Raw genomic sequence first — 24,366 nt, 5'->3', positions numbered from 1 at the left:
AAGTGATGCGTGCTGACGCTGAGTTATGCAGTAAGCGTAAATAACAAGGCTGCAGCCACCCCGCCCAGCAAGGGGCCAATGACCGGCACCCATGCATATTTCCAGTCACTGTCGCGCTTACCAGGTATAGGCAAAATCGCATGCATAATGCGCGGCCCCAGATCGCGTGCCGGACTCATTGCATACCCGGTCGTACCACCGAGAGAAACACCTATCCCCAACACCAATAAGCCAACTGGCAAGGCATTCATCGCGCCCAGACCCACTTTAGGCGCTGCCATATTCAGTACCGCATACACCAGGACAAAGGTCGCGATGGCTTCAGAGGCCAGATTTCCAAACGCGCCACGTATCGCCGGACCGGTGCAGAATACGGCAAGCTTGGTATCCTGACACGCAGTCTCAGCGAAATGCCGGTAGTACACCACCCACACCAGAAACGCACCCATCATGCCGCCCGCCATCTGCGCCAGGATATAGCCAGGCACCAGCGCCCACGAGAACTTATCGGCGACTGCCAGGGCAATCGTCACCACCGGATTCAAATGCCCGCCACTTGCTGCCGCTGTACAAAATACCGCGACAAAAACAGCCATCGCCCAACCTAAAGCAATCACCACCAAACCGCTGTTAAAGCCCTTGGTTTTATTCAAAATCACATTAGCGACAACACCATTTCCCAATAAAACCAACATGGCGGTGCCGATAAATTCAGCAAATAAAGGATTCATTTTCCACTCTTTTTTATATTTGAAAGTGAGCCAGCGCAGTCACTATGCTGATGCGGCATAGATCGCAGCGTTGACACTTTCTTGTTCAGATTTCGTCTGCCCAGGCTTTGCTGGCATTGACCGCACGCTGCCACCCCTTCATGCAAGCCTGGACTTCTGCTTGCGGCATCGCAGGCTTAAAGCGCTGGTCTAATTTCCACTGACTCTGGATTTCGCTGAGATCTTTCCAGTAACCGACAGCCAGTCCAGCCAGATAGGCCGCGCCCAGCGCTGTGGTTTCTGTGATTTGCGGACGTACGACATCGACGCCCAACATATCGGACTGAAATTGCATCAGCAGATTATTCGCGACCGCTCCACCGTCAACACGCAGTTCAGCAATGCGACCATCCAAATCGGCTTCCATCGCTTTCAATACATCGACAGATTGATAGGCAATACTATCAAGCGCAGCACGTGCGATATGCGCAGAACTGGTGCCGCGTGTGACACCGAACATAGTGCCGCGCGCCCGCGGGTTCCAATGTGGTGCACCCAGACCAGCGAAGGCCGGAACCAGATACACACCGTCGCTGTGTGGAACACTTTTCGCTAATGCTTCTATTTCTGAAGCACTACGGATGATACCCAGACCATCACGCAGCCATTGCACCACGGCGCCGCCGATAAAGATGCTGCCTTCTAAAGCGTAGTGCACTTGATTGCCGATTTTCCAGGCAATGGTGGTGACCAGATTATTTTTTGATTCGATAGGTTTTTCACCCGTATTCATGACCAGGAAACAACCGGTGCCATAGGTGTTTTTAACCATGCCAGGTTCAACACACATTTGTCCGAATAAAGCAGCATGCTGATCACCGGCGATACCCGCCAACGGGATTTCTGATGCGAACAAAGTGGTTTTAGTTTTGCCATAGACTTCAGAACAAGAGCGCACGTCAGGCAACATGCTGCGCGGAATATTCAGTATGTCGAGCAGCTCCTGGTCCCACTCCAAAGTATGAATATTGAACAACATGGTGCGCGATGCATTGGTCACATCGGTGACGTGCAATGCCTGTTGCGAGAAATTCCAAACCAGCCAGGTATCCACTGTGCCGAAGGCTAACCTGCCTTGATTCGCAAGTTCACGTGCACCAGCAACATGTTCTAAAATCCAGCAAATTTTAGTCGCAGAAAAATACGAATCTATCGGCAAACCCGTTTTGGAACGGAATTTTTCTTCCAGACCTTGTGCCTTTAACTTGTCGCAAAATTCCGCGGTACGACGGTCTTGCCAGACGATCGCGTTATACAAAGGACGGCCAGTTTCTCTATCCCAGACTATCGTGGTTTCACGTTGATTCGTAATGCCGATGGCAGCAATAGAACCACCCGCCAAACCGGCATGCGCGACCGCTTCTGCAGCGACACCCGCCTGGGTTGACCAGATTTCCTGAGGATCATGTTCAACCCAACCTGGTTGCGGATAAATCTGTTGGAACTCTTTTTGCGCGACCGCTACCACGCTGCCGGTACGGTCAAACAAGACTGCGCGCGAACTGGTCGTGCCTTGATCTAATGCCAGAATAAACTTTCCATCCATTGGTGTCTTCTCCATCTTGTCTAAGGTTTTTTTAATGAATCAATACTGAAGGTGATAACTGTGACTACTGCTTAACTGCTGATTTTTCCGAATTTCCTAATAAATTTATTACTGCAGCCAGTGCTGCTTTAGGGCTGGTTTAGGGCTGCTTTAGCTGAGTTAAAAATTGCGTCAATTTATCCTGCAAAGCCTGTACCGTTGCGGGCGTGGCATGCAAACCTAATTTACTTCTGCGCCACAAGATATCGTCCGTCGTGCGTGCCCATTCGTGTTCAGCCAAATACCTGACTTCGGCTTCATATAAGCCTGGACTCAATGGTTCGCCAAGATCGGACAGTGCATGACACTCACTCAGAATGCGGTCAGCGAGGGTGCCATAACTGCGTGCATAGCGCTGTGCCAGCGCGGCTGGCAACCACGGATATTGCGCTTTAAAACGCTGAAAAAATCCTGAGAAATCCGCACCTGGAATATCGCCACCGGGCAGCGATGCATGGGCTGTCCACGCCGGTTTAGTGATACCTAAAGCGGGCGCCAGCAGATTGACCGCCTCCTCTGCCAGGTAACGGAAGGTGGTAATTTTGCCGCCGAATACAGACAAGATTGGTGCCTGCTCATGTGCAGCGTCCAGCTCCAGCTGATAGTCGCGCGTCACGGCTGAAGGGTTGGCCGCATCTTCCTGTTCCAGCAATGGACGCACGCCGGAATACGTCCACAACACATCCGCCGCTTGTATGCTTTTTTTGAAATAGCGGTTCGCCGCATCACACAAATAGCTGACTTCATCGGATGAAATGTTGACGCTGCCCGGATCGCCCTTATATTCCAGATCCGTGGTACCTATCAGTGTAAATTCCTGCTCATACGGAATAGCAAAGATGATGCGTTTGTCGGGATTTTGAAAGATATACGCATGGTCATGATCAAACATCTTGTTGACGACGATGTGACTACCTTTGACCAGGCGCACCTCGTTTCTCGCCGTCTGATGCAAATGCTGGTGCAATAATTCACTTGCCCATGGCCCCGCCGCATTCACAATGGCACGTGCTGTAACTTTGATTTCAGTCTGTCCGTCTTTGACTAAAGTAGCCTGCCACAAGCCAGCTTCCCGTTGCGCAGACTGCAGCTTAGTGCGCGTCATGATGCGTGCGCCGCGTTCTTGCGCATCCATCGCATTCAAAACCACCAGACGCGCATCGTCTACCCACGCATCGGAATACACGAAACCCTGATGCATGCTGTCTTGCAAGGGCGCACCCAGTTGATGCTTATCTAAGTTCACGCCGCAAGAACCGGGTAGCAATTCGCGGCGGCTCAGATGGTCATACAAAAACAGGCCGATACGTATCATCCACGCCGGACGTAAATGCGGCACATGTGGCATCACAAAACGCAAAGGCCAGATGATATGTGGTGCTGAGCGCAGCAAAACTTCGCGCTCTTTCAGTGCTTTACGAACCAGTCCAAATTCATAGTATTCGAGATAGCGCAATCCGCCATGGATCAGTTTGGTACTGGCAGAAGAAGTATGCCCGGCCAGGTCATCTTTTTCGCACAGCAAAACACGCAAGCCGCGTCCGGCAGCATCACGTGCAATACCCGCACCATTGATACCACCACCCACAACCAGTAAATCGTAATGTTGATCATTCACCATGATGCCAGGCCGCCATTGCAATTAGGAAATTATTAAGATAAAGACAAAAAATTGACTCTATTTGTGTTACCAAAAGTCAATTTATTTGTTTTAAATCGATCATAAATCACTAAACGAATAATTACAAGTTCGCTTTCGAACATTTATTTAATTAATTGAAAGCTAATTTTTACGCATAGGTTGCAGTGTAGCGATGTGTTGTAACACCAGGATTTCAACCTAGGTGGGATGGGAAAGGTGAGCCAATAGTCAGCTCGCTGACTATGCTATCCCTGGCGATACCAGGCGACGCAGGCCGTAGCACAGCACGACCAGGAGCCATAACGCTGCTGGGGCGGTTTTGCGTAAGTCCTAAATATCTAAAGCGATTTCACTTTGCAGAACCAAGCCGGGTGTGGCCCGGCGGCCACTTACCTTTCTTGCTTCGCCAAGAAAGGTAAGCCAAAGAAGGCGACGCTGAAGACTGCGCCCTGCGGGTGCCGCACTACGTGTCGGCACAATTTGCGCATCACGTAAAACGGGAAAGTGTCGAAACTCGCTACGCTCAGACAACGACACTTTCTAATCCGTTTTCCGTGAAGCACAAATTGCTTAGTCAAAAGCGATGAAAATCAAAGGCGAGCTTGCTAAGTATACGGTTACTCAATCCTAAAGCACCTGCAACGTAAAACAACTTAGCGCCATATTTCCGCCAGAAATACACTTGCCACATGCTTCGATTACAATGTTCATTTTCGTTTTCGAACATTTTCTCTTTCGTTGAAGGAAGCTTGTTACATGCCAGCCAAGTTGACACCGTCATACAGCCAGACATCCGCGCAAACGCTCAATCTGCGACAGCAAGAATTATTAGCGAACGTACAAAGAGAAGGCTTTGCTTCGGTCGAGCAACTCGCCGCGCAGTTCCGTGTGACGCAGCAAACAATACGACGTGATATCAATTTACTGGCTGATTTGAATTTATTGCGCCGCTTTCATGGAGGAGTCGGCCTGACTTCCAGCGCGGAGAACATGGCATATAACACACGCCAGACTTTGCTCTCAGACGAAAAACGCCGTATCGCCGCTTTGGTGGCCAGCCATATTCCTGATCAGGCCACCCTGTTTATTAACCTGGGCACCACAACGGAAGAGATTGCGCGTGCTTTGTGCCATCACAGAAATTTGCGGGTAATTACCAATAACATGAACGTTGCCAGCATCATGAGTAACTATCAGGATATTGAGGTGATTGTGACCGGTGGTGTCGTGCGTGCGCGTGACGGTGGCTTAACCGGTGAAGCGGCCGTGGATGTAATCAGTCAGTTTCAGGTCGACTTTGGCATCATTGGCATTTCCGGCATAGAAATGGATGGCACCTTGCGTGAATTTGATTACCGGGAAGTGCGGGTTTCTGAAGCGATAATCAAACATTCGAGAACTGTATTTTTAGCGGCAGACCATACGAAATTTGACCGCCCTGCTTTAGTCAAATTAGGGCATTTATCGCAGATCGATGTGCTGTTTACCGATCAGGCGGTGCCGGAACAAATGCATGCGACTTTTGACAAAATCAAAACCAAAATTATGCTGGCTTGAGAGCCGTGATCGCACGAGAGCCTGAGCAGTAAAGCTTCTGAGTTATTTCAACGCGACTTCAGCCAACAGCCATTCGCGAAACGCACGCACCTGTGGCTTATTGAGCGACTGCTCCTGATACACCAGATGATAGGAAACCGGGCTGGGTATTTCTATCTCAAACAAGCGGACTAACTGGCCACTTTCTATATCGGAATGCACGATTGCATGTCGCCCCAGAGCGATGCCCTGACCGTCCACTGCGGCACGCGCCAGGATAGACGCGTCTTGGTAAACCAGGCCACTGGTTGGCTCTTCATTGTCTAAACCCGCAGCGCGAAACCACGGCTCCCAGGGTTCTTCTTCACAGCGCAGTAAATGCGATGCTGCCAATTCAGCGGGCGTCGCTGGCAATTTACCACCGTGATAGCGCGGACTGACCACGGGGTAATAATAATCGCCCATCAAAAATTCAGACACCAGGCCGGGATAATTACCGAGTCCAAAACGTATCCCGATATCGATAGAGTCACGCGAAAAATCGGCCAGTTGATTACTCGATTGCAAACTCACTTCCAAATCCGGATAGTGTTCGATAAATCGCCCCAGCCGTGGTGACAACCAGCGTGCCGCAAACGAGGGTAATGAAGTAATCCCTAGCCGCTTTTGTTGATTGCGCTTTTGCAATTGCTCGGTGGCTTCAGCTAAATTTTGCAAGCACAAACGTATCGCTGCCGCATAACGCTCACCTTCAGCATTCAATACCAGACGCTTGCCGTGACGCGTAAATAATTCTATGTTCAGCTCTTCTTCCAGCGCACGCACCTGATGGCTGACCGCGCCGTGGGTAAGATGTATCTCTTCCGCCGCCTTGGAAAAATTCTGATGTCGCGCAGCAGCTTCAAATGCGCGCAGTGCTGCAAAATTAGGCAGTTTTCTGATATCCATTTTTCATATATCCATCATCAGCAAGACACATAACAATGTGAATTTTATTAGCAAGCAAAGCCAAAATTTCTCGTTTTGTCGATGAATTAGAAACACCTACAATACGTACATCTCAATGCAGCATTGAATTTCCCTCTGATAAATCAATTTTTATTGGTTTTTTGCTGCACAACAAGGAGCAAGGAAATGACAAATAATTTTGCAAACCCATCTTACACGATCACTGCTGGAAAAACACTTTCCGGCGTGTCCCCTGTTGACCGACAAATCAAAGTTGTATGTGGCCGTATCTGGCTGACAATCGCCGGTGATGACAGTGATTTCTGGCTCGCTACAGATGAAACGGTCGTCATTCCAGCGCATCGTATGGTCGTGCTGGAAGCAGATCAACAAGCAAGCAGGATCGAATTACAAACGGTCACCAGCCCGGCTGCCGCCCATCAGTCCGAATTCGCCGTGACAAACTACTTGCAAAAGCTGACACAAAAGCTAAACCACGTCTTTGCTTAATGGCAAAGACACAAGCTACAAGAGGCGAGGCAAGCCGCTTGTAGCTGCTTCTGGCTGCTTGTGGCTGCTTATGGCTATTGATAGCTGGTTGACCGCAGGAAAAACGACCATCGCCAGTCAAGGATGTTAAACTAGCGGTCTATGCAAAACAGCACCTCTACTTCCACTACCCCCATCATTCTGCATCGCGGCATTGAGCCTTATCAGCAGACCTACGATGCAATGCGCACATTTACCGATGCGCGCGATGCCAATACGCCCAATGAATTCTGGATAGTCGAACATCCGCCGGTATTCACGCTGGGACTGGGTGCGGATCAGTCGCACGTGTTGGCGGCGCATGATATCCCCGTGGTACAGACGGATCGCGGTGGTGAAGTGACGTATCATGGGCCGGGCCAGGTCGTCATATATCTGATGATGGATCTGCGCCGCAGCCATGCGCAGGCAAGACTGTTTGCACGCGAATTTGTATTTAAAATTGAACAAGCCGTCATCGATACCCTCGCCCATTATGGCCTGGCTGGAGAGCGCAAAGAAGGCGCACCCGGCATTTATGTCTGCGCTGGCCCCTGGAAAGGGGCCAAAATTGCGGCTTTAGGATTGAAAGTACGCGGCAATGGCTGCACCTACCATGGGGTATCACTGAATGTCGATATGGACCTCGCCCCCTTTTCCTGGATCAATCCCTGCGGCTATGCGGGACTGGCTACCGTGGATATGAAAACCCTGGGCGTGCAGGCAGCATTGGCCGATGTACAGCAAAGACTCGCACAGAATTTACAAGACCTCTTATCCGTTACTCACGAAACTCCCTGATTTTTCGAAACGCTCCGTATCATGACAACCGAAAATACACCTGCATCCCCAGATACCACAGCCAGCCCAGCGGCCTACGATCCTACTGAAAAACAAAAAGGCGCGAGCAAAACTGCGCGTATCCCGATCAAGATCGTACCGATGGAACGTCTGCCTAAGCCAGACTGGATACGGGTAAAAGCCGGTTCGCCGACTACGCGTTTCTATGAAATCAAAGACATCCTGCGCGCTAACAAACTGGTTACCGTCTGCGAAGAAGCATCCTGCCCGAATATCGGTGAATGCTTTGGCAAAGGCACTGCGACTTTCATGATCATGGGTGACAAATGTACACGCCGCTGCCCGTTCTGCGACGTTGGTCATGGCCGCCCAGACCCGCTGGATGTGAACGAGCCACTGAATCTGGCGAAGACGATTGCGGAACTCAAACTCAGCTATGTGGTGATTACCTCGGTTGACCGCGACGACCTGCGTGATGGCGGTGCGGCGCACTTTGCAGAATGCATACAGAAAATCCGCGAACTGTCGCCGGTGACACGCATAGAAATCCTGACGCCGGACTTCCGTGGCCGTATGGACCGCGCGCTGGAAATCCTGAACATGGCACCACCGGATGTGATGAACCACAACCTGGAAACCGCACCGCGCCTGTACAAAGAAGCACGCCCTGGCTCTGACTACGAATATTCGCTGAACCTGCTAAAACGCTTCAAAGAACAGCATCCACATGTGCCGACCAAATCCGGCATCATGGTCGGACTCGGTGAAACCGATGAAGAGGTGTTGCAAGTCATGCGCGATATGCGTGCACACAATGTCGACATGCTGACCATAGGCCAGTATCTGGCACCAAGTGGCCACCACTTACCAGTACGTCGCTATGTGCATCCTGACGTATTCAAAATGTATGAAGAAGAAGCTTATAAAATGGGCTTCGCCCATGCAGCAGTCGGCGCGATGGTGCGTTCCAGCTACCATGCAGATCAGCAAGCGCATGGCATAGGCGAATAATAGTCTCTTCGCTCGAAAGCTAAGGCCGGGGCAGGTCTGTCACACACTTAAATTGTGCGACTCGCCCCGCGCTTCAAAATTACTCCAAGCGGAACATGCTTTGCAAGCGGCGCACAGATAACAGGCATGTGCCCACCCCAATCAGCGTAATCCTCCTCACTCCCTTGATTCTGCATCCTGGCCGCCCAGTCCGCCTTATTTCTAAGAGATAGCCTGAGAATTTCATCTTCACTGAAGAAAATACCGCCAACTCAGACGCAGGGGCATGCCGGCACTCCAGAAACAAAATTCAGGATAGAACAATAGCCAGGCTGCGGTTCAGCACACTGGCTATTGATTTGTTATGTCATGTCAGAAGGCGGTGACGGTCACAACCGGAATCGAGCCATTAATGCTCAGATTTCCTACAGTCGACACTGCCGGACTCACGACACCAATATTCACTGGTGTGATGGCAACGACGAGCTGGCATTGTGACTTCGCTGGCACACTACCGAAAGTAATCGAGGTGGTTCCGGATGAAGAGTAAGAAAAAGAACTCGCTGTACACCCAAATTGCGGACGCTGAGTAATCGTCACATTGGCACCAAAATCGACATTAAAACCAACGCCACTCACAGCCACTGCATTGATGTTGGTAGCGGTAAAAGTATAGGTGCTGATGTTTCCTTTTACTACGCTCAATGGCGTTGCTGCAATAGTCAATACAGATGAAACAATTGGTGCATCCGTACTGCCACTGCCACCACCACAAGCACTTAAACCGAACAGACTGATTGCCAATGCGGTAGCAGGCAAGACGCGATTTTTCAGTGAATTTTTCATCAAATTATCCTTTCATTTTCATCTGAGAATCAGGTCATCTGGCAGAGGCACTATCATGCTTCCTGCGTGATAACCAAAGTGGGAAAGACTTTCGCTGCGGTGATCCCGTTCTGTTAGCGCGTCTATCATAAACTGGAATTCCAGCAAAGATGGATTCAGGGGAGTCACGGCGAAAATATCTGCTTCCCTGTCTGCGCAGGGATGATGTGATAGCTGTTGAGCGCTGAATATCCGGCACGACAGCCAACTAGTACTGCCTATTATCTCATCATCCGGACATAGGCACCATTCTGTCATACCTTCTGCTCCCGATCTAACTGCAGGTTTTGTGATAAATCATACGCATACAAGTGAATTGACGATTTCATTTTATCAACTCAGCCATTCCCTCACCTGCAAACAGCCAGAATCGGTTCTTCTTCATTGGTGAATTCAAAGCTATCCGGCATGGGTGGCAGCCTTCACGTCTTAGACCTCAAAAATTCCAATTACAGCATCTACGTTTCCATTTTTCTTAACTTATAAGACATTGCTATCTCATTTATTAAGACAATCAATTTCCCAATATATGCTCAGCGCTTCATGATTCGCCCATCTGTAACGCGATGCAGCTACCAAGGGCTGATTATGCAAACGAAATCAAATGAAACTAGTATCGCCACCCGCCTTCGAACAGGCTTTGGCAAAATTCTGATCATGATGCTGGCACTGAATGCTGCCATAGAAGCCGCCAGAGCTAGTGTGCATGGCAATGGATTTACTGTGGTCGCCAGCGAAGTACGCAATCTGTCACAACGCAGCACCACCGCGGCGAAAGAGATCACGACGCTGATCACTGACTCATTAAAGAAAATTGAAGCTGGCGCGCAGCTGGTTGAACATGCGGGAACCGGCATGCAGGAGGTCATCTCCTGTGTTCAGCAGGTGTCTGCCATGGTCGGTGATATTAGCGTCGCCAGCGGAGAACAACAGGCAGGCCTAGAAGAAGTCAATCAGGCGATTTCTATGATGGACCAAGTAACGCAGCAGAATGCGGTACTGGTTGAACGGGCCAGCGGCACCGCGCAGACCCTGACATCACAAGCCGGTGACCTGAATCAACTAGTCAGTATCTTCAAGACCAAGCCTCTCGCTAAGCAGACTGTACTGCGTCTTTCTGATACGACGTACACGCCTTATGTAGCGCAACCAGCCATTGCGTAGTCGCACACAGATATGAACGCGGGAACCGTCAATAAATTAATTAACGAGGAATGGAAGGAAACAATGAAGACACACACTATCACAAAGGATGCGCGGCTGACTGCCCTGCATGATCTGGCAATCCTGGACAGCAATAGCTCAACGTATTTCGATGCATTGACCCGCCTGACGGCTGATTTATTCGGTCTGCCCAACGCTTATATTTCACTGATCGATAGTGACCGTCAATGGCTGAAATCCCCCATTGATGCGGGTCAACGATCCGGCTATAGCTGCAGCGCCCGGGAATTATCGTTTTGCACCTATACGATACAGCGTCCGGAAGTGATGGTGATTGAAGACGCGAGCATGGATGAGCGTTTCAAACATCATCCTATGGTGACCGGCCCATCACAGATACGCTTTTACGCAGGCGCACCACTGGTCACTGCGACAGGTCACGCTATCGGAGCTTTATGTATCACCGATAGCCAGCCGCGCCAATTGGATGAGGCACAACGTATTCAGTTAAAAGGACTGGCTAATCTGGCGATGGCGCATATCTCACTGCGACGCGCAGTCGGTCATATTGATCCAGTCAGTGGCTTACCCAATCAATCGCAACTGTTAGAAGATCTGGTGGCCGTATCATCCATCGCGGCCGGAGAGGAGCGCTTACTGGCATATATTGATATACCGGATGCCGCAAGCGCTTCAGAAATCGCCGCTGCGCTGGGCGCCAGCGCGTGTGATGAACTGGTCAACGCAGTAACTCAACAACTCAGGCTTTTGTTTTCCGGCAAGGCGAATCTGTATCATATAACGACTACCCGCTTTGCCGTGCTATCCACGGATTCTGCAACAGTGGAATTGATCAGTTGCCTTTATAGTCTGGATCAGATGCTGCATGAACCTCTGCGCAAAATGCCTGTTCCTTTGAATCTGTCTGTGCGTGGAGGAATCGTCGTCTTTACGGCAGGACCTGATGCAGCAACCGAGGCCCCCAGAAAAGCGCTATCGGCTGTCAATCAGGCCAGATTAGTGCAGCAAGACTGGTTGGTCTATAACGCCAGGGATGACCAGCTGAGTCAGCGTTCATTCCACTTGCTGAATGATGTGCAAACAGCAATCAGAGATGATGCCTTATATATGGTGTATCAGCCAAAACACGATTTACGGACAGGTCTATGCCATTCAGCTGAGGCACTGCTGCGTTGGGATCATCCGGAACTGGGCCCCATCTCTCCAGCTGAATTTATACCGCTCATTGAAAGAACCGCGTTTATACGTCCGCTGACTGATTGGGTCATCCGTACCGCGATGAGGCAACTGCGCGATTGGAATCTCAGTGACCCAGGTATGCGAATCGCGATTAACCTCTCCCCGCGTAATTTCGAAGAGGAAGATTTATGTGAGCGTTTGCAGGCAGCCTGCAAGGATTTCGGGATAGATCCATACCTGGTAGACATAGAATGTACTGAGGGGATTTGGATGGAGAGTGCACGCTGCTTGCAAACCCTGTATGAAATCCGGGCCATGGGTATGGGAATAGCATTGGATGATTTTGGCAGCGGCTACAGTAATTTTTCTTACTTACAAAAAGTACCGGCAAACTTCGTTAAATTGGATCAGTCACTGATACGCCATGTGCATCGCAGCGAATATGATCAACGCATCGTACAGTCTTTAATAAAGCTCGCCAAAGAGCTGGGCTACACAGTGATTGCTGAGGGAGTAGAAACGGAAGAAGCATTGGCACTGATACGCACCTGGGGCTGTGACGGGGCGCAAGGTTATTTTTTTGCAAAACCGCTGACACCTTTGTCTTTCAAGCAATGTCGCAATCAGTATGTTCAGCGCAAAATGTAGTATTCCACACTGAAGCAGGCCCTGGCTATCGGCTAAGCGGATTTGTGGGACTCGCAAACCCTCAAAAGAGCAAAGTACCCAAGCGGCAGGAGATACGTACTCAGGCGGTGGGATATAGCAGCCCGCAAGTCATCGGCGATATTTCAGTTTTTTCCCGACCCAGTCAGGGTATAATCGTGGGTTCAGCAAGTTTCCGCATGTTTGCCAGCCCCTGTCTGGTCTGATCCGGTCGCTTACTGCAGAGGCTCAGTTCAGATGAACGCTCTGCCAGCAAGTCCTGTTTTTGTCTTGCAGCGTATCACGCAGCACAAGTTCAGCCCTTACTCCTCACCAGCGAAACGCATACGTGCGTCTCATCCCGATTATCCGTGCGCAGTCTGATGCGTACCGGCGTAACACCAGCCAGCTGCTGGCTTACGTCATCATTAGAAAGAGCCAACATGGCAAAAGAAGAATTATTGGAAATGCAAGGCGTTGTTGAAGAAGTCCTGCCCGATTCACGTTTCCGCGTCAATCTGGAAAATGGTCACCAACTGATCGCCTACACCTCAGGCAAAATGCGTCAGCATCACATCCGTATTCTGGCTGGTGACAAAGTCACCCTGGAAATGTCGCCCTACGATCTGAGCAAAGGCAGAATTACTTTCCGCCACATCGAAAAACACACAGGTGGTGGCGGACAGCCACGCCGTCGTTACTAATCAGTTCAGGCTGACTGTGTAAGCAGCGCCAGCATCTCGCGCTGACTGCACAAGCGCGCGCCCATCTGATCTTTAACCAATACTTTTTGCTCCTGCTGTGCATCCCCGGCGGCATCTGCCAGATTCCATGCTCGCCAGGATACGGCTTGTCCTTGCGGGAACAAAATTTCACCATCCAGTGGTAATTGCTGCTGAAAACGACTCAGCAACTGTAAGGCCTGCTGCAATTGCGCCTGATCGGCTGGCCGGAAGAGTAAATCGATCGGGGATAGCGCCTGCAGATAAGGCTGGCCAGTCAGAAATTGCCAGGACAGCGCACCATAGACCCGAAAGCGCAAGCCAGCAGCAGCCGCGCTCTGCTGCAAGGTACGCAAGTCATTTTGCCATTCTGGCAAAGCCAGTGGTAATACCGTATTGAGTGCCAGTCCGGACTGATGTTCTATGATGTGTTCGACCTGCACCCGGACTGCCAGGCGACGGCGCTGGCCATGTTGACCGGGCAGCTCCAGCCCTATACATATTTCATCATCTGCCGCGTCGCTGTCGCGTCTGCGAACCACTGCAGGCCACTCCTGCTGTTGCCAGTCACGTACCGCACTTTGCCAAGGGGAGGATTGTGCAGCTGCCAGAGTTTCCCAAGCCTGATGGGAGAGCCAGACCAGATCATGCCTTTGAAATTGTTCTACCTGTTCCACGTATGCGCTCATTGATTGCGTTTTGCTGAGGATAATACGGCATCTGCGATGTTTTGCGCCAACCTTCTGCCACCACGCTGCTGACCAAGCGACGAGCGGCGATCCGGTCCCGCACACTTCGCCAAAGCGGCCAACAGAAGTTCAGATGTCGGCTGCGACCAGATGGCATCAATGCCCCCCATCGCCCAATAATGCGCAACACCCGGCGCAAAGCCAGGATCACGCTTATTCAAAGTGCGCACTTTGTCTTCACTCATGCCTGTGATACTGGCCACCGCTGACGCTGCCATCACGTGTATCTGCGCGTCTTCCAGCGCATAGCACTGATCAGCCATCATACCGGTGGCGACTATCGCGCCAGATAAGGCCTGATCGTAAATCAAAGCCAGGACTGGCATATCGGCCATACGCGCCAGTTGCAGACTCTTAGCCAAATGGGCCATAAAACGTGGCAGTCCCAGCATTTCTTCCTGCCGCCGCAGGCGCTGCCCTGCAGTATCGATCAGCAGTAACAGCGGCCGTTGTGGCTGCTGTTGTACCGCTTGCATTACCAGTGCCGCCATCTGCCAGGCGAGTTCCACACCTATCGCTGCATGCCGACGTAAGGCGATCAGGGTCCAGCGCTTTGCCATGATCGACAACTCACCATGCACCAGTTGTGCGTCGCCCTGCAACTGCCAATCCGATGCCGATACATTCAGTAAGACCTGCAGCAAGGGATCATCATGCAGCGTCTGCGCAGTATAGGGAGTAGCGGGCAGCTGGTCAGATAACAATGCGGCTTGCAAACGTCGCTGCAGCAGTTGATGCTCGTCCCTGCAACTGCTCAGCGACAGCGATGGAGCAGAGCTATAAGCTTGTATCAATTCAGGCAGAACGGCGCGGAAGCTGGCGATATCAGCAGACACCAATTGCACGATATCGCCCTGTTCCCAACGGTGTTGCGCTCCTGTCGTCGCCATGATCTGCGCCTGATCAGCAGGATCATATTCAGCGCGACCACAGGCACTGGCAATGACCTCCGGGCCGGACATGCCTAATCTGGCGTTGGCCGACATCACGATCGCATTTGCACTGTAAGCGACTAAGCCCATACCGCCGAAGCAACCGCGTTGCCCGCCTATCAGCATGAGTACAGGTATACCGGCGGCACGCACTTCCAACACGGCGCGCAGCAATTCGGCGATGGCGAGCAATCCTGCATTTGCTTCCTGCAAACGGACACCGCCTGAATCACCGAGCAGCACCAATGCTGCGGGTCTGTCCTGTAATGCCAGGCGGCACAAGCCCAGCAATTTAGCGCCATGAATCTCGCCCACAGAACCACCCATGAAACGGCCATCCTGCGCCGCCAGATACAGCAATTGTCCGTTCAGATAGCCACTGCCGATCACCACGCCATCATCCGCAGCCACCGGCAATCCCAATGCCTGTAGCTGCGGGCTATGTTGAAGTTCAGAGGGTGGCAGAATTTCACAAAACGCATCAACCAGACCTGCCAGCCGCTCACGTGGACTGGCGTTGGCAAAGTTCAGGGCCGGATTGTATGGGCAGGATGTCATGCTAGCCACTTAGTGCTGGGTCGCAGCCTGGCGCTGGGTATCGAAAAAGTAAGTCATGCGCTTACGCGGACTCAGATAGTCATACACCTCTGGTGCCAGCTGGCCGGGTTTCAGACTGGCCGCGATTTCGACAGAGATTTCATGCTCCAGATCCAAAATGATGGCTTCGCTTTTGGGGACTGACGGATCGTAAATCAACACACTGGGACGTAAAGGTTTGGCGGAATTCACCGCCACCACCATGCCCAGCGTGCCATCGGATAGCTTGACAATGGTACCCGGCGGGTAGATGCCCATACTACGGATAAACAGATTTAGCGCAGCGGTATCGAACTGCTTGCGCATATGACCGAACATATGTGCCATGGCCTCATACGGACTCAGTGAGTCAGCGGGATCAGGCCGGTTACATAAATTATCGTAGGTATTGGTGATTGCTACTATCCTGGCCAACGGGCTGATTTTATCGCCGCGCAAATAATTCGGATAACCAGCGCCATCCGCGTATTCATGATGCTGAGCGATGATGTCCTGCACAGGCTTAGCCAAACCGAGTTTATCGGCGATCTGTAAGCCGTACCTCACATGCTGCTGCAACAGGTTTTGCTCCGCCCGGCTCAGCTCTCCGGCTTTATTGGCAATCCGGTCAGGAATTTCTATTTTGCCGATATCATGAAACAGACAGCCTATGCCCAGCAGCTTGATATCCTGTTCGGAAAACGCGAGCTCTTTGGCCAGCATCATGGTCAGGACGGTCACATTCAAAGAATGAAAATAAGCTTCTTCACCCGCTATTTTGTCATTCATGAGATGAATCGCAATGTCTTTATCGACCAGCAAAGACTCCAGCATTTGCTGTATCAATTCATCCGCCTGGCGCACCGACTCCTGGGGTCGTGCGAACAAATTCCGGGTGATATTTTTTAAGGTGCCCGCCGCTTTCATCAATTGTTTTTCACAGGCAGCAATCGCTTCACGTTCTCTGATCAGCCGGTCTATTCTGGCTTTCTTCTCACGGATTTTTTCCTGTTCCTCAGGCGTAGGCTGCGCAATCGCAGTTGGTACTTCCAGCGCTACCACTGCAGCTGGTGTCAGTGGTCTGCAGTCTGAGCGGGCAGGATTGACGCGCAGGGTTTTTACGCCCAACTGGCGTAAGGCCTGCAACTCGGCTTCGGTTTTGATCTTAAAACTGTTGAGTGCAAAGGAGTGTTCTAACCATGGCAAATCAATATGCACATATAAACCTATGCATAATTGCTCAATGGGGACATTCACAGTTATTGGTGCAGCGCACATATTGGTTTTGAGTAAAAAAAGTCTACTCATTCTAGCAGTCCGCAAAGCAACTTTCCCAACTTGTTGCCACTTTCGCCCCTGGCGCATTTTCCGGGATAGTCAGACAGCGGGAGTCAACATGAAAAAAAACGATATTTGGGTAAATTAACTATGTTTTGCACTGTTTTTTCTCAAGTTTTACCTAAGTCCATCGTTAACATTTTCCTAGACTCACCCCCGTAAAAAACCATGTTCCCGCTAAAACCCCTGCTGCCGTTAAAGCCTGCTCTGGAACAACATCCGTCAGGCACACCTGTCGCCCTCACAAAAAAAAGTAGCGGTGACAGGGACGATCAACAGCAGACTGACTGGCCGCTAAGGGACAGGCGGATTAACGACCGGCGCCAGCTGGAACGAAGAGGCTCACAAAGCGCTATCCTGCTTAACACGCGTAAAGCGCAGGGCAGGAGAAAATCGATAGGTCGCCGTGTGAATGACCTGCCAGCCGATGACAATGTCCATCTGAGTATTTCTGTGCGAGGCTGATGCGCCATCAGATTTAAAAATGCACAGATGCTGAACAGCTTTCATCTTTGTTCTATTCAGTAGCTGATTAACTGGCTGATTGGTGTAATCGAAGCTCTATCTGATCCAGCGCTAAATCTGACCGTATATTTTTCTGTAATGGCAAAAGCAATCAGTCCGTACACCTTGAATTGCCGGCTGGATGGTGAGCAAAATGTGGCCGAACTGGCACAGCGTTTGAACTCAGTGCACGACACGCCAGATCAGACTGCTGGCAACCACACACAGCAAAGCGATAAACAGTTTTTGTACGATACGTGCCGGTAAATGGCCGATCAGGCGACGCGCCAGTAACATGCCACAGATAGTCGCTGCGACAAAAACCGTGGATAAGACCAAGGGCAATTGCACCCCATGCATCAGTGCCGACCCCACCCCCATACTGCCTACCAGCGAAATAAAAAATAGTGAAGTCGCGACTGCGCCATGCATACTCAAGTTGGTAAATTGCCGCAGCATGGGCACGATGATAAAGCCGCCGCCCACCCCCAGTAAGCCCGTCATCAAGCCTGCCAAGCCGCCGATAGACGCGATCAGCGCACCGGTTCCGGCATTCCAGTCAAAACGTCCGGTTTGCTGATTGATACGCGCCAGCGTTGGCTTTTGCTCAGCCCCGGCTTCGTCCTGTTCCAGTTGCATCGTCAGACGCACAGCAGCGAGTAGCAAGACCAGCGCGAATATTCCCATCAGCCAGGTCTGTGACAAACGATGCGCCAGCTGCACGCCCAGCCAGGTCGGCACTGCACCCGCCAAAGCCATCACAATAGCAGCGCGATACCGTACCAGGCCCTTACTAAAGCCTTCTATGCTGCCGATCACAGCGCCCGCAGTCACCGCAAGCAAAGCAACTGGCATTGCTTGCTGCATGCTCCATCCCTGGCTGTAAACCAGCGCAGGAACCGCCAGTATGCCGCCACCGGCACCAGTCAGGCCCATGACCAGACCAATACAGGCACCGATGATCAGTGCGGTGAATTCAGCAAATAGCAACAAGGTGTCTCCTAAAAACAGGCCACTTGCCGGCGAACAAAGCAATTGGCAAACGGCACAACTTTGTTATGATAGTTGACATTCTTATTTTCAGGCAAACCTCTCTATGGCTGCGCACATACACAGCTTCTACGATACGCAGACCGGTACTGCGACCCATCTCGTGTTTGATGAGGACGGTGGCACAGCCGCCATAATCGATCCCGTGCTCGATTATGATGCCAAAGCAGGACGGACGAAAACGACGAATGCGGACCTGCTGCTCAGCTTCCTGCGCGAACACAATCTGCAATTGCGCTGGATACTGGAAACCCATGCCCATGCAGATCATCTGTCAGCCGCAGCCTATTTGCGTGCGCAGGCGGGTGGACAAATCGCCATCGGTGCGCGCATAGGCCAGGTTCAGCAAGCTTTCAAAACCATCTTCCATCTCGAACCTGAATTTGCTATCGATGGCAGTCAGTTTGATGTGTTGTTTGAAGATCAGTCGGTTTTTCAAATAGGCAGCCTGAGCTGCCGTGCGCTGGCGGTGCCGGGTCATACTCCGGCAGATATGGCGTATCAGATAGGCGATGCGATCTTTGTTGGCGACACCCTGTTCATGCCTGATGTGGGCACGGCACGCTGTGATTTTCCCGGTGGCGATGCGCATCAGCTGTATCAGTCGATACAGAAGCTGCTGGCCTACCCACCTGAGACGCGTCTGTTCCTGTGCCATGATTATCCGCCAGCTGGCCGACCGGTCTGCATGGAAACGACGGTAGCTGCACAAAAAGCAAATAACATCCACGTCAGGGATGGCATCAGCGAAACGGACTTTGTACAAATGCGGCAGCAACGCGATGCGGGGCTCGACATGCCCGCCCTCTTGCTGCCATCGGTACAGGTGAATATCCGCGCCGGTGCTTTTCCTCCGGCGGAATCGGATGGCGTCCATTATTTAAAAATTCCGCTCAATCAGTTTTAAATCAGTCTTAGGGAAGAAGGAAATCAGCATGAACTCTGCCATTCGCCGTATCGCAATCAGTACCGGTGGCGGTGATGCGCCTGGCTTAAACGCGGTGATCCATGCGGTCGTCAAAGCGGCTCATCAGCGACAATGGGAATGCTATGGTATCCGTGAAGGTTTCAATGGCATCCTGCGGCCGGACCGCTACCCACAGGATGGCATCATCCCGCTCAGCACGCAGATGGTGGAACAGATTTCCCATCTGGGCGGCACCATACTCGGCACCACTAATCATGGTAATCCGCTGCACTATCCGACCACCATGCCCGATGGCAGCGTGCAGGAATGCGACCGCACACCAGACATACACCGTGCTTTACAAGAGCACCAGATTGATGCGCTGATCTGCATCGGCGGTGATGGCACGCTGACGATTGCGAATGCCTTACATGAACAGGGGCTGCGGGTGATCGGGGTTCCCAAGACCATAGACAATGATCTGGATAAAACCTTTACTACTTTTGGTTTTGATACCGCAGTCGCCTTCGCCACGGAATGCGTGGATCGCTTGCACAGCACGGCAGCGGCACACCAGCGCATTATGGTGGTCGAAGTGATGGGACGTTATGCTGGCTGGATCGCCTTACACAGCGGACTGGCCAGCCATGCGCATGCCATATTGCTGCCGGAAATTCCTTACGACAGCGCTAAGCTGAGTGATTTCCTGATCGCCAGAGAACAAGCTGGTCATCACTATTCCATCGTCTTAGCAGCCGAGGGCGCAACAACCATACAGGGACAACGCGAAGTACAACAAGCAGCCAGCGCGGGCTATGTTGAGCGTCTGGGCGGCATAGGTGAACAACTGGCACATAGCCTGCAGGCCAGTACTGGCAAGGAAGCCCGTGCTGTGGTGCTCGGACATTTACTGCGTGGTGGCAGCCCGACTGCATTTGACCGCGTATCTGCACTGCGCTTCGGTGCAGCAGCAGTGCGTGCGCTGGAACAGGATATGTCAGGCGTGATGGTGGCTTTAGCCTTTCCTAACGTGAATTATGTACCGCTGGCAGAAGTGGCCGGACGCATGAAGGCAGTACCGGCAGACAGCGATACCTTGCAGACCGCGCGCGATCTGGGCATCTGTCTGGGTGACTGAGCCGGCGGCCCTGCGTCAGTGCAAGTCACTGAGCTGGCCGCTTGTGATACCGGATTCGGGCAACTTCCATTGCCGCAGGAATTCTTCGAACTGCAATGCAGGAAGCGGTCTGGCGTAGAAATAACCCTGTACTTCATCACAAGCATGTTGCTGCAGAAAAGCGAGTTGCTCCTGGGTCTCCACGCCTTCTGCTATCGTCATCAGCCCCAGGTTACGCGCCATACTGATGACAGCGCTGACGATAGCCTTATCTTCAGGGTCACTGTTAATGTCACGCACAAAGGACTGGTCAATTTTCAGCTTATACACTTTGAATTGCTTCAGATAGCTGAGTGAAGAATAGCCGGTACCGAAATCATCAATCGACATTCTGACGCCCTGCTCATGTAACTGATTCATGATAGCAATTGCTGCCAAAGGTTCATGCATAGCTACACTCTCGGTCAGTTCCAGTTCCAGACAAGATGGCGGCACCGCCGCTTCGCGCAGTATTCTGGCGACCATCTCCGGCAAATCTTTATGACGGAACTGAACTGCAGACAAATTCACAGCCATCAGCAAGTCCGGCATCCCTTGTGCGCGCCAGTCACGCAGCTGGTTGACTGCTGTGCGCATCACCCATTCACCAATTTCCAATATCATGCCGCTTTCTTCAGCGACCGGAATGAACTCAGCTGGTGAAACCATGCCTAACACCGGATGACGCCAGCGTAATAAGGCTTCTGTACCGATCACCTGATCATTGTGCAAAGAAATTTGCGGCTGATAATGCAGTTCAAACTGATTCAGGCTCAAGGCATGACGTAAGGCATTCACCAGTTCCAGATGCCGCAATGAACGGTCCTGCATCTCTTGCGTAAAGAAACGGAAAGTATTACGGCCGGAGTGCTTCGCCATATACATCGCCGCATCTGCATTCCGCGACAGCGTCTCTAAATCCTGCCCATCACATGGATACACTGCGATGCCTATGGATGGTGTGATATTGAGTTCAAAACCATTGATCATAAATGGCGCACTGACCACATCGATCATTTTTTGCACCACTTTCTCAACCTTGTGTTCATTGATGTTATTGAGCAGAACAATAAATTCATCACCACCCAGTCGCGACACCACATCGTCTTCGCGCAGATTATGACTCAGACGTCCGGCGAGATCGATCAGCATCGCGTCACCCGTGCTGTGCCCCAGCGTATCGTTCACATCCTTGAAGTGATCGAGATCGAGAAACATCAAGGCAATTTTTTCCTGATTGCGCTCAGCCAATCTGATTGCGGCATGCGCTTTTTCTTCCAGCAGTGTCCGGTTCGGCAAGCCGGTCAGCGCATCATAATGTGCGAGGTGACGAATGCGCTCATCATTTTTCTTCTTGTCGGTGATGTCTTCCTGAATTGCCAGAAAATGGGTGACCACACCGTGTTCATCGCGAATAGGAGAAATATGCGTCAGATCAACATGCTCCACTCCATCCGCATAGCGGTTGATCAGCTCGCCTTTCCAGCTCTCCCCCTGTTTCAAACAATCCCACATTTCCAAATAAGTAGTCGCAGGTGTTTTGCCTGACCTCAGAATGCTGGGTTTCTGTCCCTTGACCTGTTCCAGCGTCATACCTACATTCTCCAGGTAGCAGGTATTGGCATATTCAATTTGTATACGTTGATCAACAATAATGATGGCATTCGAACTCTGCGCCACTGCCAGCGACAACTTGCGTAAGGTCTCGCCTGACTGCTTGCGTTCTATACCAATAGAAATCAGACCTGCCGCCATTTCCAGCAACTGCAACGAGAACTCAGAGGGCTCCCGCACTTCTTCATGGTAAATCGCGAACGCACCTATGGGCTGACCGGAGGAAGAGAAAATAGGCTCGGACCAGCAGGCACGCAAGCCAGCCTTTTCTGCCAGCGGCCAATAATCTTTCCAGTAAGGATGGGTAGACAAATCGGCAGCGATAGTTCGCTGGCCGGTCGCGATGGCGTTACCGCAGGAACCAACACCGGGCCCAACATGCACACCCTGAATCGCATTACTGTAAAAGTCCGGCAAGCTTGGCGTTGCGCCTGTTTTGATACTGACTCCATCACTGTCGAGCAACAGCACAGAACAAATAGAATCAGGAAGCATCGCTTCCACTTTTAGTACCACATCCCTGTACAGTTCAGGCAAGCTGATTGCTGCGGTAATTTTCTCCAGCATAAAGCTGCGCAATTCTTCCATCTGCAAAGCATGCTGTTTTTCTGCTTCCAGTTCGAAACGGTTTAATACATGACCTACGTCGATCACGAATTCGGATAACAAAGTCTGCACCACCTCATCAAATGCGCCTTGGGACTCTGCATAGAGATTGAAAGTGCCGACCACTTGCTGATGCGTAGACAAAGGCAGCACTGCCGCAGAACCCCAGCCATGGCGCTGTGCTAATACGCGCATTTCAAGCGGTAATGCAGGGTCGCTCAGATCCTGACACCATACCGGCTGATTGGAGGTAAATGCCTGCGTTTGTAATAAGTGACTCTGTCCCGATTGTTCACTCTGAAAGAACTGGTTGTACTCAATATCGTCCACGCCGACACCAAACCAGGCGGGTGCAAAGAATCGATTCTGCTTTTTGTCGTGAATTGCAATCCAAGCCATCTTTAGTCCAGCCAGTATCACCGCGTCACGGCATATACGCGGAAACAGATCTTGCTGCTCTGTGATACGCAGTATCGACTGGTTGCATTGCGCAAGCGCCAGATACAATTGATTGATGCGTTGATTTTTTTGTTCTTCGGCATTCTTCTGCTGCTGTATCTGTGCCAGCCTGCCCTGCGTGACCTGGATCCATCCCATCACACTGTCATGGTGATAGTCCGATTCTGGGGCACGCTGTTCAAACTCTCCCTTGCCCAGACTAACCAGACTTGCATGCACGGCACTGACCTTCGCACCCAATACCCGTGACAAAGAGCGATAGGCATGCCACAACAAGCCCACCGTAACAAAGCCTATCAGTACGAATAGCAGGCGTAACTGATCAGAACGTTTTTCTGCATCCATCAACGCCTGTTGTAGCCGGTGTTCCATCAGATCATGCGCTTCTTCGATAGGACGCATGATGGAAAACTTAGCAGCGCGATAGGCTTCATCATGTAACATCCGTATCGCGCGGTCACGGCTGCGATCTACATAGGGACCGGGATTTTCAACCAGATGCATCGCTTCGCGCTCTATCTTGGTCAGAATGTCTGAATTGGTTTTTGCCAGCTCCAGCTGCGCATATTCCGCTTCACTGAGCCCTGCCTTTTGCATCAATTGCATCAAAGGAATACCGCTATTGGCTGCTTGCTGATGTCCGCCTTCTCCCGGCGTCAGGTCCCAAAAACTGTGCCGGCCAGTAGCGGGACGTGGTCGCTTTCCCTCACGCACATCCAGTATGTAGAAATAGTAATTTTTATAGGTCAGATCACCAGTGACGACATAACTACGCACCATGCGTGTTAAATCATCCGAAGTCTGTAACAGCTCTTCCGATAAGTCATGCGATAAAAAACGATTCTCATTGATATGATCAATATTTTTTTCCGCTTGAAAATAAAATACGAAAGCCAGCGCGAACAGCGCAAATGACACCAGCGTCAGCCAGAAGCTACGGGTAAAGACAGATAAACTCTGGTCAGCAATCATTCCACTATCCTCAGGTTCGCGATGGCAGGGCGTGACGAATACGTGAACTGCCCTTTACTATGTTAGTTCGCGCAACAAATACTTTTA

Annotated in this window: 19 protein-coding genes; 9 read left to right on the top strand and 10 right to left on the bottom strand. The window is 51.3% G+C overall.

Annotated features, from left to right (window positions below; all coding sequences use genetic code 11):
• Positions 1-23 precede the first annotated feature (23 nt).
• The 3 genes from EYB48_RS17375 to glpD all read right to left on the bottom strand — a co-directional run bounded on the left by EYB48_RS17375 (position 24) and on the right by glpD (position 3,976).
• Positions 24-731 carry an MIP/aquaporin family protein gene (locus tag EYB48_RS17375; RefSeq protein WP_162021653.1) on the bottom strand — a complete coding sequence of 236 codons (708 nt, stop codon included), beginning with the start codon at positions 729-731 and terminating at the stop codon, positions 24-26.
• Positions 732-816: 85 nt separating this feature from the next.
• Positions 817-2,316: a glycerol kinase GlpK gene (gene glpK, locus EYB48_RS17370; RefSeq protein WP_162021652.1), complete on the bottom strand. Its 1,500-nt coding sequence runs from the start codon at positions 2,314-2,316 to the stop codon at positions 817-819.
• 139 nt (positions 2,317-2,455) lie between these two features.
• Positions 2,456-3,976 (bottom strand): glycerol-3-phosphate dehydrogenase, encoded by a 1,521-nt coding sequence (gene glpD, locus EYB48_RS17365; RefSeq protein WP_162021651.1) that lies wholly within the window; start codon positions 3,974-3,976, stop codon positions 2,456-2,458.
• Positions 3,977-4,753: 777 nt separating this feature from the next.
• On the opposite strand from glpD, the gene EYB48_RS17360 reads away from it, so the two are divergent.
• The gene (locus EYB48_RS17360; protein ID WP_162021650.1) at positions 4,754-5,554 is read left to right on the top strand and encodes a DeoR/GlpR family DNA-binding transcription regulator; all 801 of its coding nucleotides are present in this window, start codon (positions 4,754-4,756) and stop codon (positions 5,552-5,554) included.
• A 42-nt stretch (positions 5,555-5,596) separates the two neighbouring features.
• On the opposite strand, the gene gcvA is transcribed toward EYB48_RS17360, so the two are convergent.
• Complete coding sequence (gcvA, locus tag EYB48_RS17355; RefSeq protein WP_162021649.1) at positions 5,597-6,481, bottom strand: transcriptional regulator GcvA; 885 nt, start codon at positions 6,479-6,481, stop codon at positions 5,597-5,599.
• Positions 6,482-6,667: 186 nt separating this feature from the next.
• On the opposite strand from gcvA, the gene EYB48_RS17350 reads away from it, so the two are divergent.
• From EYB48_RS17350 to lipA, 3 genes are all read left to right on the top strand, one after another.
• On the top strand, positions 6,668-6,991 hold the full coding sequence (locus EYB48_RS17350) for a DUF2917 domain-containing protein (protein ID WP_162021648.1): 324 nt from the start codon (positions 6,668-6,670) through the stop codon (positions 6,989-6,991).
• Between the two features lie 141 nt (positions 6,992-7,132).
• Entirely contained in the window at positions 7,133-7,810 is a 678-nt protein-coding gene (gene lipB / locus EYB48_RS17345; RefSeq protein ID WP_162021647.1) for a lipoyl(octanoyl) transferase LipB, read from the top strand.
• A 21-nt stretch (positions 7,811-7,831) separates the two neighbouring features.
• The gene (lipA, locus tag EYB48_RS17340) at positions 7,832-8,821 is read left to right on the top strand and encodes a lipoyl synthase (RefSeq protein WP_162021646.1); all 990 of its coding nucleotides are present in this window, start codon (positions 7,832-7,834) and stop codon (positions 8,819-8,821) included.
• A gap of 351 nt (positions 8,822-9,172) precedes the next feature.
• Here lipA and EYB48_RS17335 read toward each other — a convergent pair whose 3' ends face one another.
• The gene (locus EYB48_RS17335) at positions 9,173-9,646 is read right to left on the bottom strand and encodes a hypothetical protein (protein ID WP_162021645.1); all 474 of its coding nucleotides are present in this window, start codon (positions 9,644-9,646) and stop codon (positions 9,173-9,175) included.
• 627 nt (positions 9,647-10,273) lie between these two features.
• Here EYB48_RS17335 and EYB48_RS17330 point away from each other — a divergent pair.
• The 3 genes from EYB48_RS17330 to infA all read left to right on the top strand — a co-directional run bounded on the left by EYB48_RS17330 (position 10,274) and on the right by infA (position 13,398).
• Entirely contained in the window at positions 10,274-10,849 is a 576-nt protein-coding gene (locus EYB48_RS17330; RefSeq protein WP_328823475.1) for a methyl-accepting chemotaxis protein, read from the top strand.
• Positions 10,850-10,912: 63 nt separating this feature from the next.
• Positions 10,913-12,697, top strand: coding sequence for an EAL domain-containing protein (locus EYB48_RS17325; protein WP_162021643.1), 1,785 nt, complete (start codon positions 10,913-10,915; stop codon positions 12,695-12,697).
• 440 nt (positions 12,698-13,137) lie between these two features.
• Entirely contained in the window at positions 13,138-13,398 is a 261-nt protein-coding gene (gene infA / locus EYB48_RS17320; protein WP_162021642.1) for a translation initiation factor IF-1, read from the top strand.
• Positions 13,399-13,403: 5 nt separating this feature from the next.
• Here the strand turns inward: infA and mdcG are convergent, their stop codons facing one another.
• The 4 genes from mdcG to EYB48_RS17300 form a co-directional block, all read right to left on the bottom strand.
• Positions 13,404-14,105, bottom strand: coding sequence for a malonate decarboxylase holo-[acyl-carrier-protein] synthase (mdcG, locus tag EYB48_RS17315; RefSeq protein ID WP_162021641.1), 702 nt, complete (start codon positions 14,103-14,105; stop codon positions 13,404-13,406).
• Positions 14,102-15,655 (bottom strand): biotin-independent malonate decarboxylase subunit beta, encoded by a 1,554-nt coding sequence (locus EYB48_RS17310; protein ID WP_162021640.1) that lies wholly within the window; start codon positions 15,653-15,655, stop codon positions 14,102-14,104. The genes mdcG and EYB48_RS17310 overlap by 4 nt, the downstream gene beginning before the upstream one ends.
• A 9-nt stretch (positions 15,656-15,664) precedes the next feature.
• Positions 15,665-16,981: an HD-GYP domain-containing protein gene (locus tag EYB48_RS17305; protein WP_162021639.1), complete on the bottom strand. Its 1,317-nt coding sequence runs from the start codon at positions 16,979-16,981 to the stop codon at positions 15,665-15,667.
• A gap of 717 nt (positions 16,982-17,698) precedes the next feature.
• Positions 17,699-18,508 carry a sulfite exporter TauE/SafE family protein gene (locus EYB48_RS17300; RefSeq protein WP_268895158.1) on the bottom strand — a complete coding sequence of 270 codons (810 nt, stop codon included), beginning with the start codon at positions 18,506-18,508 and terminating at the stop codon, positions 17,699-17,701.
• A 103-nt stretch (positions 18,509-18,611) separates the two neighbouring features.
• On the opposite strand from EYB48_RS17300, the gene EYB48_RS17295 reads away from it, so the two are divergent.
• Both EYB48_RS17295 and EYB48_RS17290 read left to right on the top strand, forming a co-directional pair.
• Positions 18,612-19,472 carry an MBL fold metallo-hydrolase gene (locus EYB48_RS17295; RefSeq protein ID WP_162021638.1) on the top strand — a complete coding sequence of 287 codons (861 nt, stop codon included), beginning with the start codon at positions 18,612-18,614 and terminating at the stop codon, positions 19,470-19,472.
• 28 nt (positions 19,473-19,500) lie between these two features.
• The gene (locus EYB48_RS17290; protein WP_162021637.1) at positions 19,501-20,610 is read left to right on the top strand and encodes a 6-phosphofructokinase; all 1,110 of its coding nucleotides are present in this window, start codon (positions 19,501-19,503) and stop codon (positions 20,608-20,610) included.
• 15 nt (positions 20,611-20,625) lie between these two features.
• Here EYB48_RS17290 and EYB48_RS17285 read toward each other — a convergent pair whose 3' ends face one another.
• Positions 20,626-24,279 (bottom strand): sensor domain-containing phosphodiesterase, encoded by a 3,654-nt coding sequence (locus tag EYB48_RS17285; RefSeq protein ID WP_162021636.1) that lies wholly within the window; start codon positions 24,277-24,279, stop codon positions 20,626-20,628.
• Positions 24,280-24,366 lie beyond the last annotated feature (87 nt).

Source organism: Cognatundibacterium crateris, assembly GCF_010078235.1.
In the GTDB taxonomy this organism is placed as follows: domain Bacteria; phylum Pseudomonadota; class Gammaproteobacteria; order Burkholderiales; family Burkholderiaceae_D; genus Undibacterium; species Undibacterium crateris.
The sequence above is the reverse complement of the archived record's forward strand: the minus strand, read 5'-3'. Positions and strand labels throughout refer to the sequence as shown.

What these genes read in the sequence shown, in the direction of transcription:
- EYB48_RS17375 (WP_162021653.1), bottom strand. Translation starts at nt 731, where the DNA reads ATGAATCCTTTATTTGCTGAATTTATCGGCACCGCCATGTTGGTTTTA.
- glpK (WP_162021652.1), bottom strand. Translation starts at nt 2,316, where the DNA reads ATGGATGGAAAGTTTATTCTGGCATTAGATCAAGGCACGACCAGTTCG.
- glpD (WP_162021651.1), bottom strand. Translation starts at nt 3,976, where the DNA reads ATGGTGAATGATCAACATTACGATTTACTGGTTGTGGGTGGTGGTATC.
- EYB48_RS17360 (WP_162021650.1), top strand. Translation starts at nt 4,754, where the DNA reads ATGCCAGCCAAGTTGACACCGTCATACAGCCAGACATCCGCGCAAACG.
- gcvA (WP_162021649.1), bottom strand. Translation starts at nt 6,481, where the DNA reads ATGGATATCAGAAAACTGCCTAATTTTGCAGCACTGCGCGCATTTGAA.
- EYB48_RS17350 (WP_162021648.1), top strand. Translation starts at nt 6,668, where the DNA reads ATGACAAATAATTTTGCAAACCCATCTTACACGATCACTGCTGGAAAA.
- lipB (WP_162021647.1), top strand. Translation starts at nt 7,133, where the DNA reads ATGCAAAACAGCACCTCTACTTCCACTACCCCCATCATTCTGCATCGC.
- lipA (WP_162021646.1), top strand. Translation starts at nt 7,832, where the DNA reads ATGACAACCGAAAATACACCTGCATCCCCAGATACCACAGCCAGCCCA.
- EYB48_RS17335 (WP_162021645.1), bottom strand. Translation starts at nt 9,646, where the DNA reads ATGAAAAATTCACTGAAAAATCGCGTCTTGCCTGCTACCGCATTGGCA.
- EYB48_RS17330 (WP_328823475.1), top strand. Translation starts at nt 10,274, where the DNA reads ATGCAAACGAAATCAAATGAAACTAGTATCGCCACCCGCCTTCGAACA.
- EYB48_RS17325 (WP_162021643.1), top strand. Translation starts at nt 10,913, where the DNA reads ATGAAGACACACACTATCACAAAGGATGCGCGGCTGACTGCCCTGCAT.
- infA (WP_162021642.1), top strand. Translation starts at nt 13,138, where the DNA reads ATGGCAAAAGAAGAATTATTGGAAATGCAAGGCGTTGTTGAAGAAGTC.
- mdcG (WP_162021641.1), bottom strand. Translation starts at nt 14,105, where the DNA reads ATGAGCGCATACGTGGAACAGGTAGAACAATTTCAAAGGCATGATCTG.
- EYB48_RS17310 (WP_162021640.1), bottom strand. Translation starts at nt 15,655, where the DNA reads ATGACATCCTGCCCATACAATCCGGCCCTGAACTTTGCCAACGCCAGT.
- EYB48_RS17305 (WP_162021639.1), bottom strand. Translation starts at nt 16,981, where the DNA reads ATGAGTAGACTTTTTTTACTCAAAACCAATATGTGCGCTGCACCAATA.
- EYB48_RS17295 (WP_162021638.1), top strand. Translation starts at nt 18,612, where the DNA reads ATGGCTGCGCACATACACAGCTTCTACGATACGCAGACCGGTACTGCG.
- EYB48_RS17290 (WP_162021637.1), top strand. Translation starts at nt 19,501, where the DNA reads ATGAACTCTGCCATTCGCCGTATCGCAATCAGTACCGGTGGCGGTGAT.
- EYB48_RS17285 (WP_162021636.1), bottom strand. Translation starts at nt 24,279, where the DNA reads ATGATTGCTGACCAGAGTTTATCTGTCTTTACCCGTAGCTTCTGGCTG.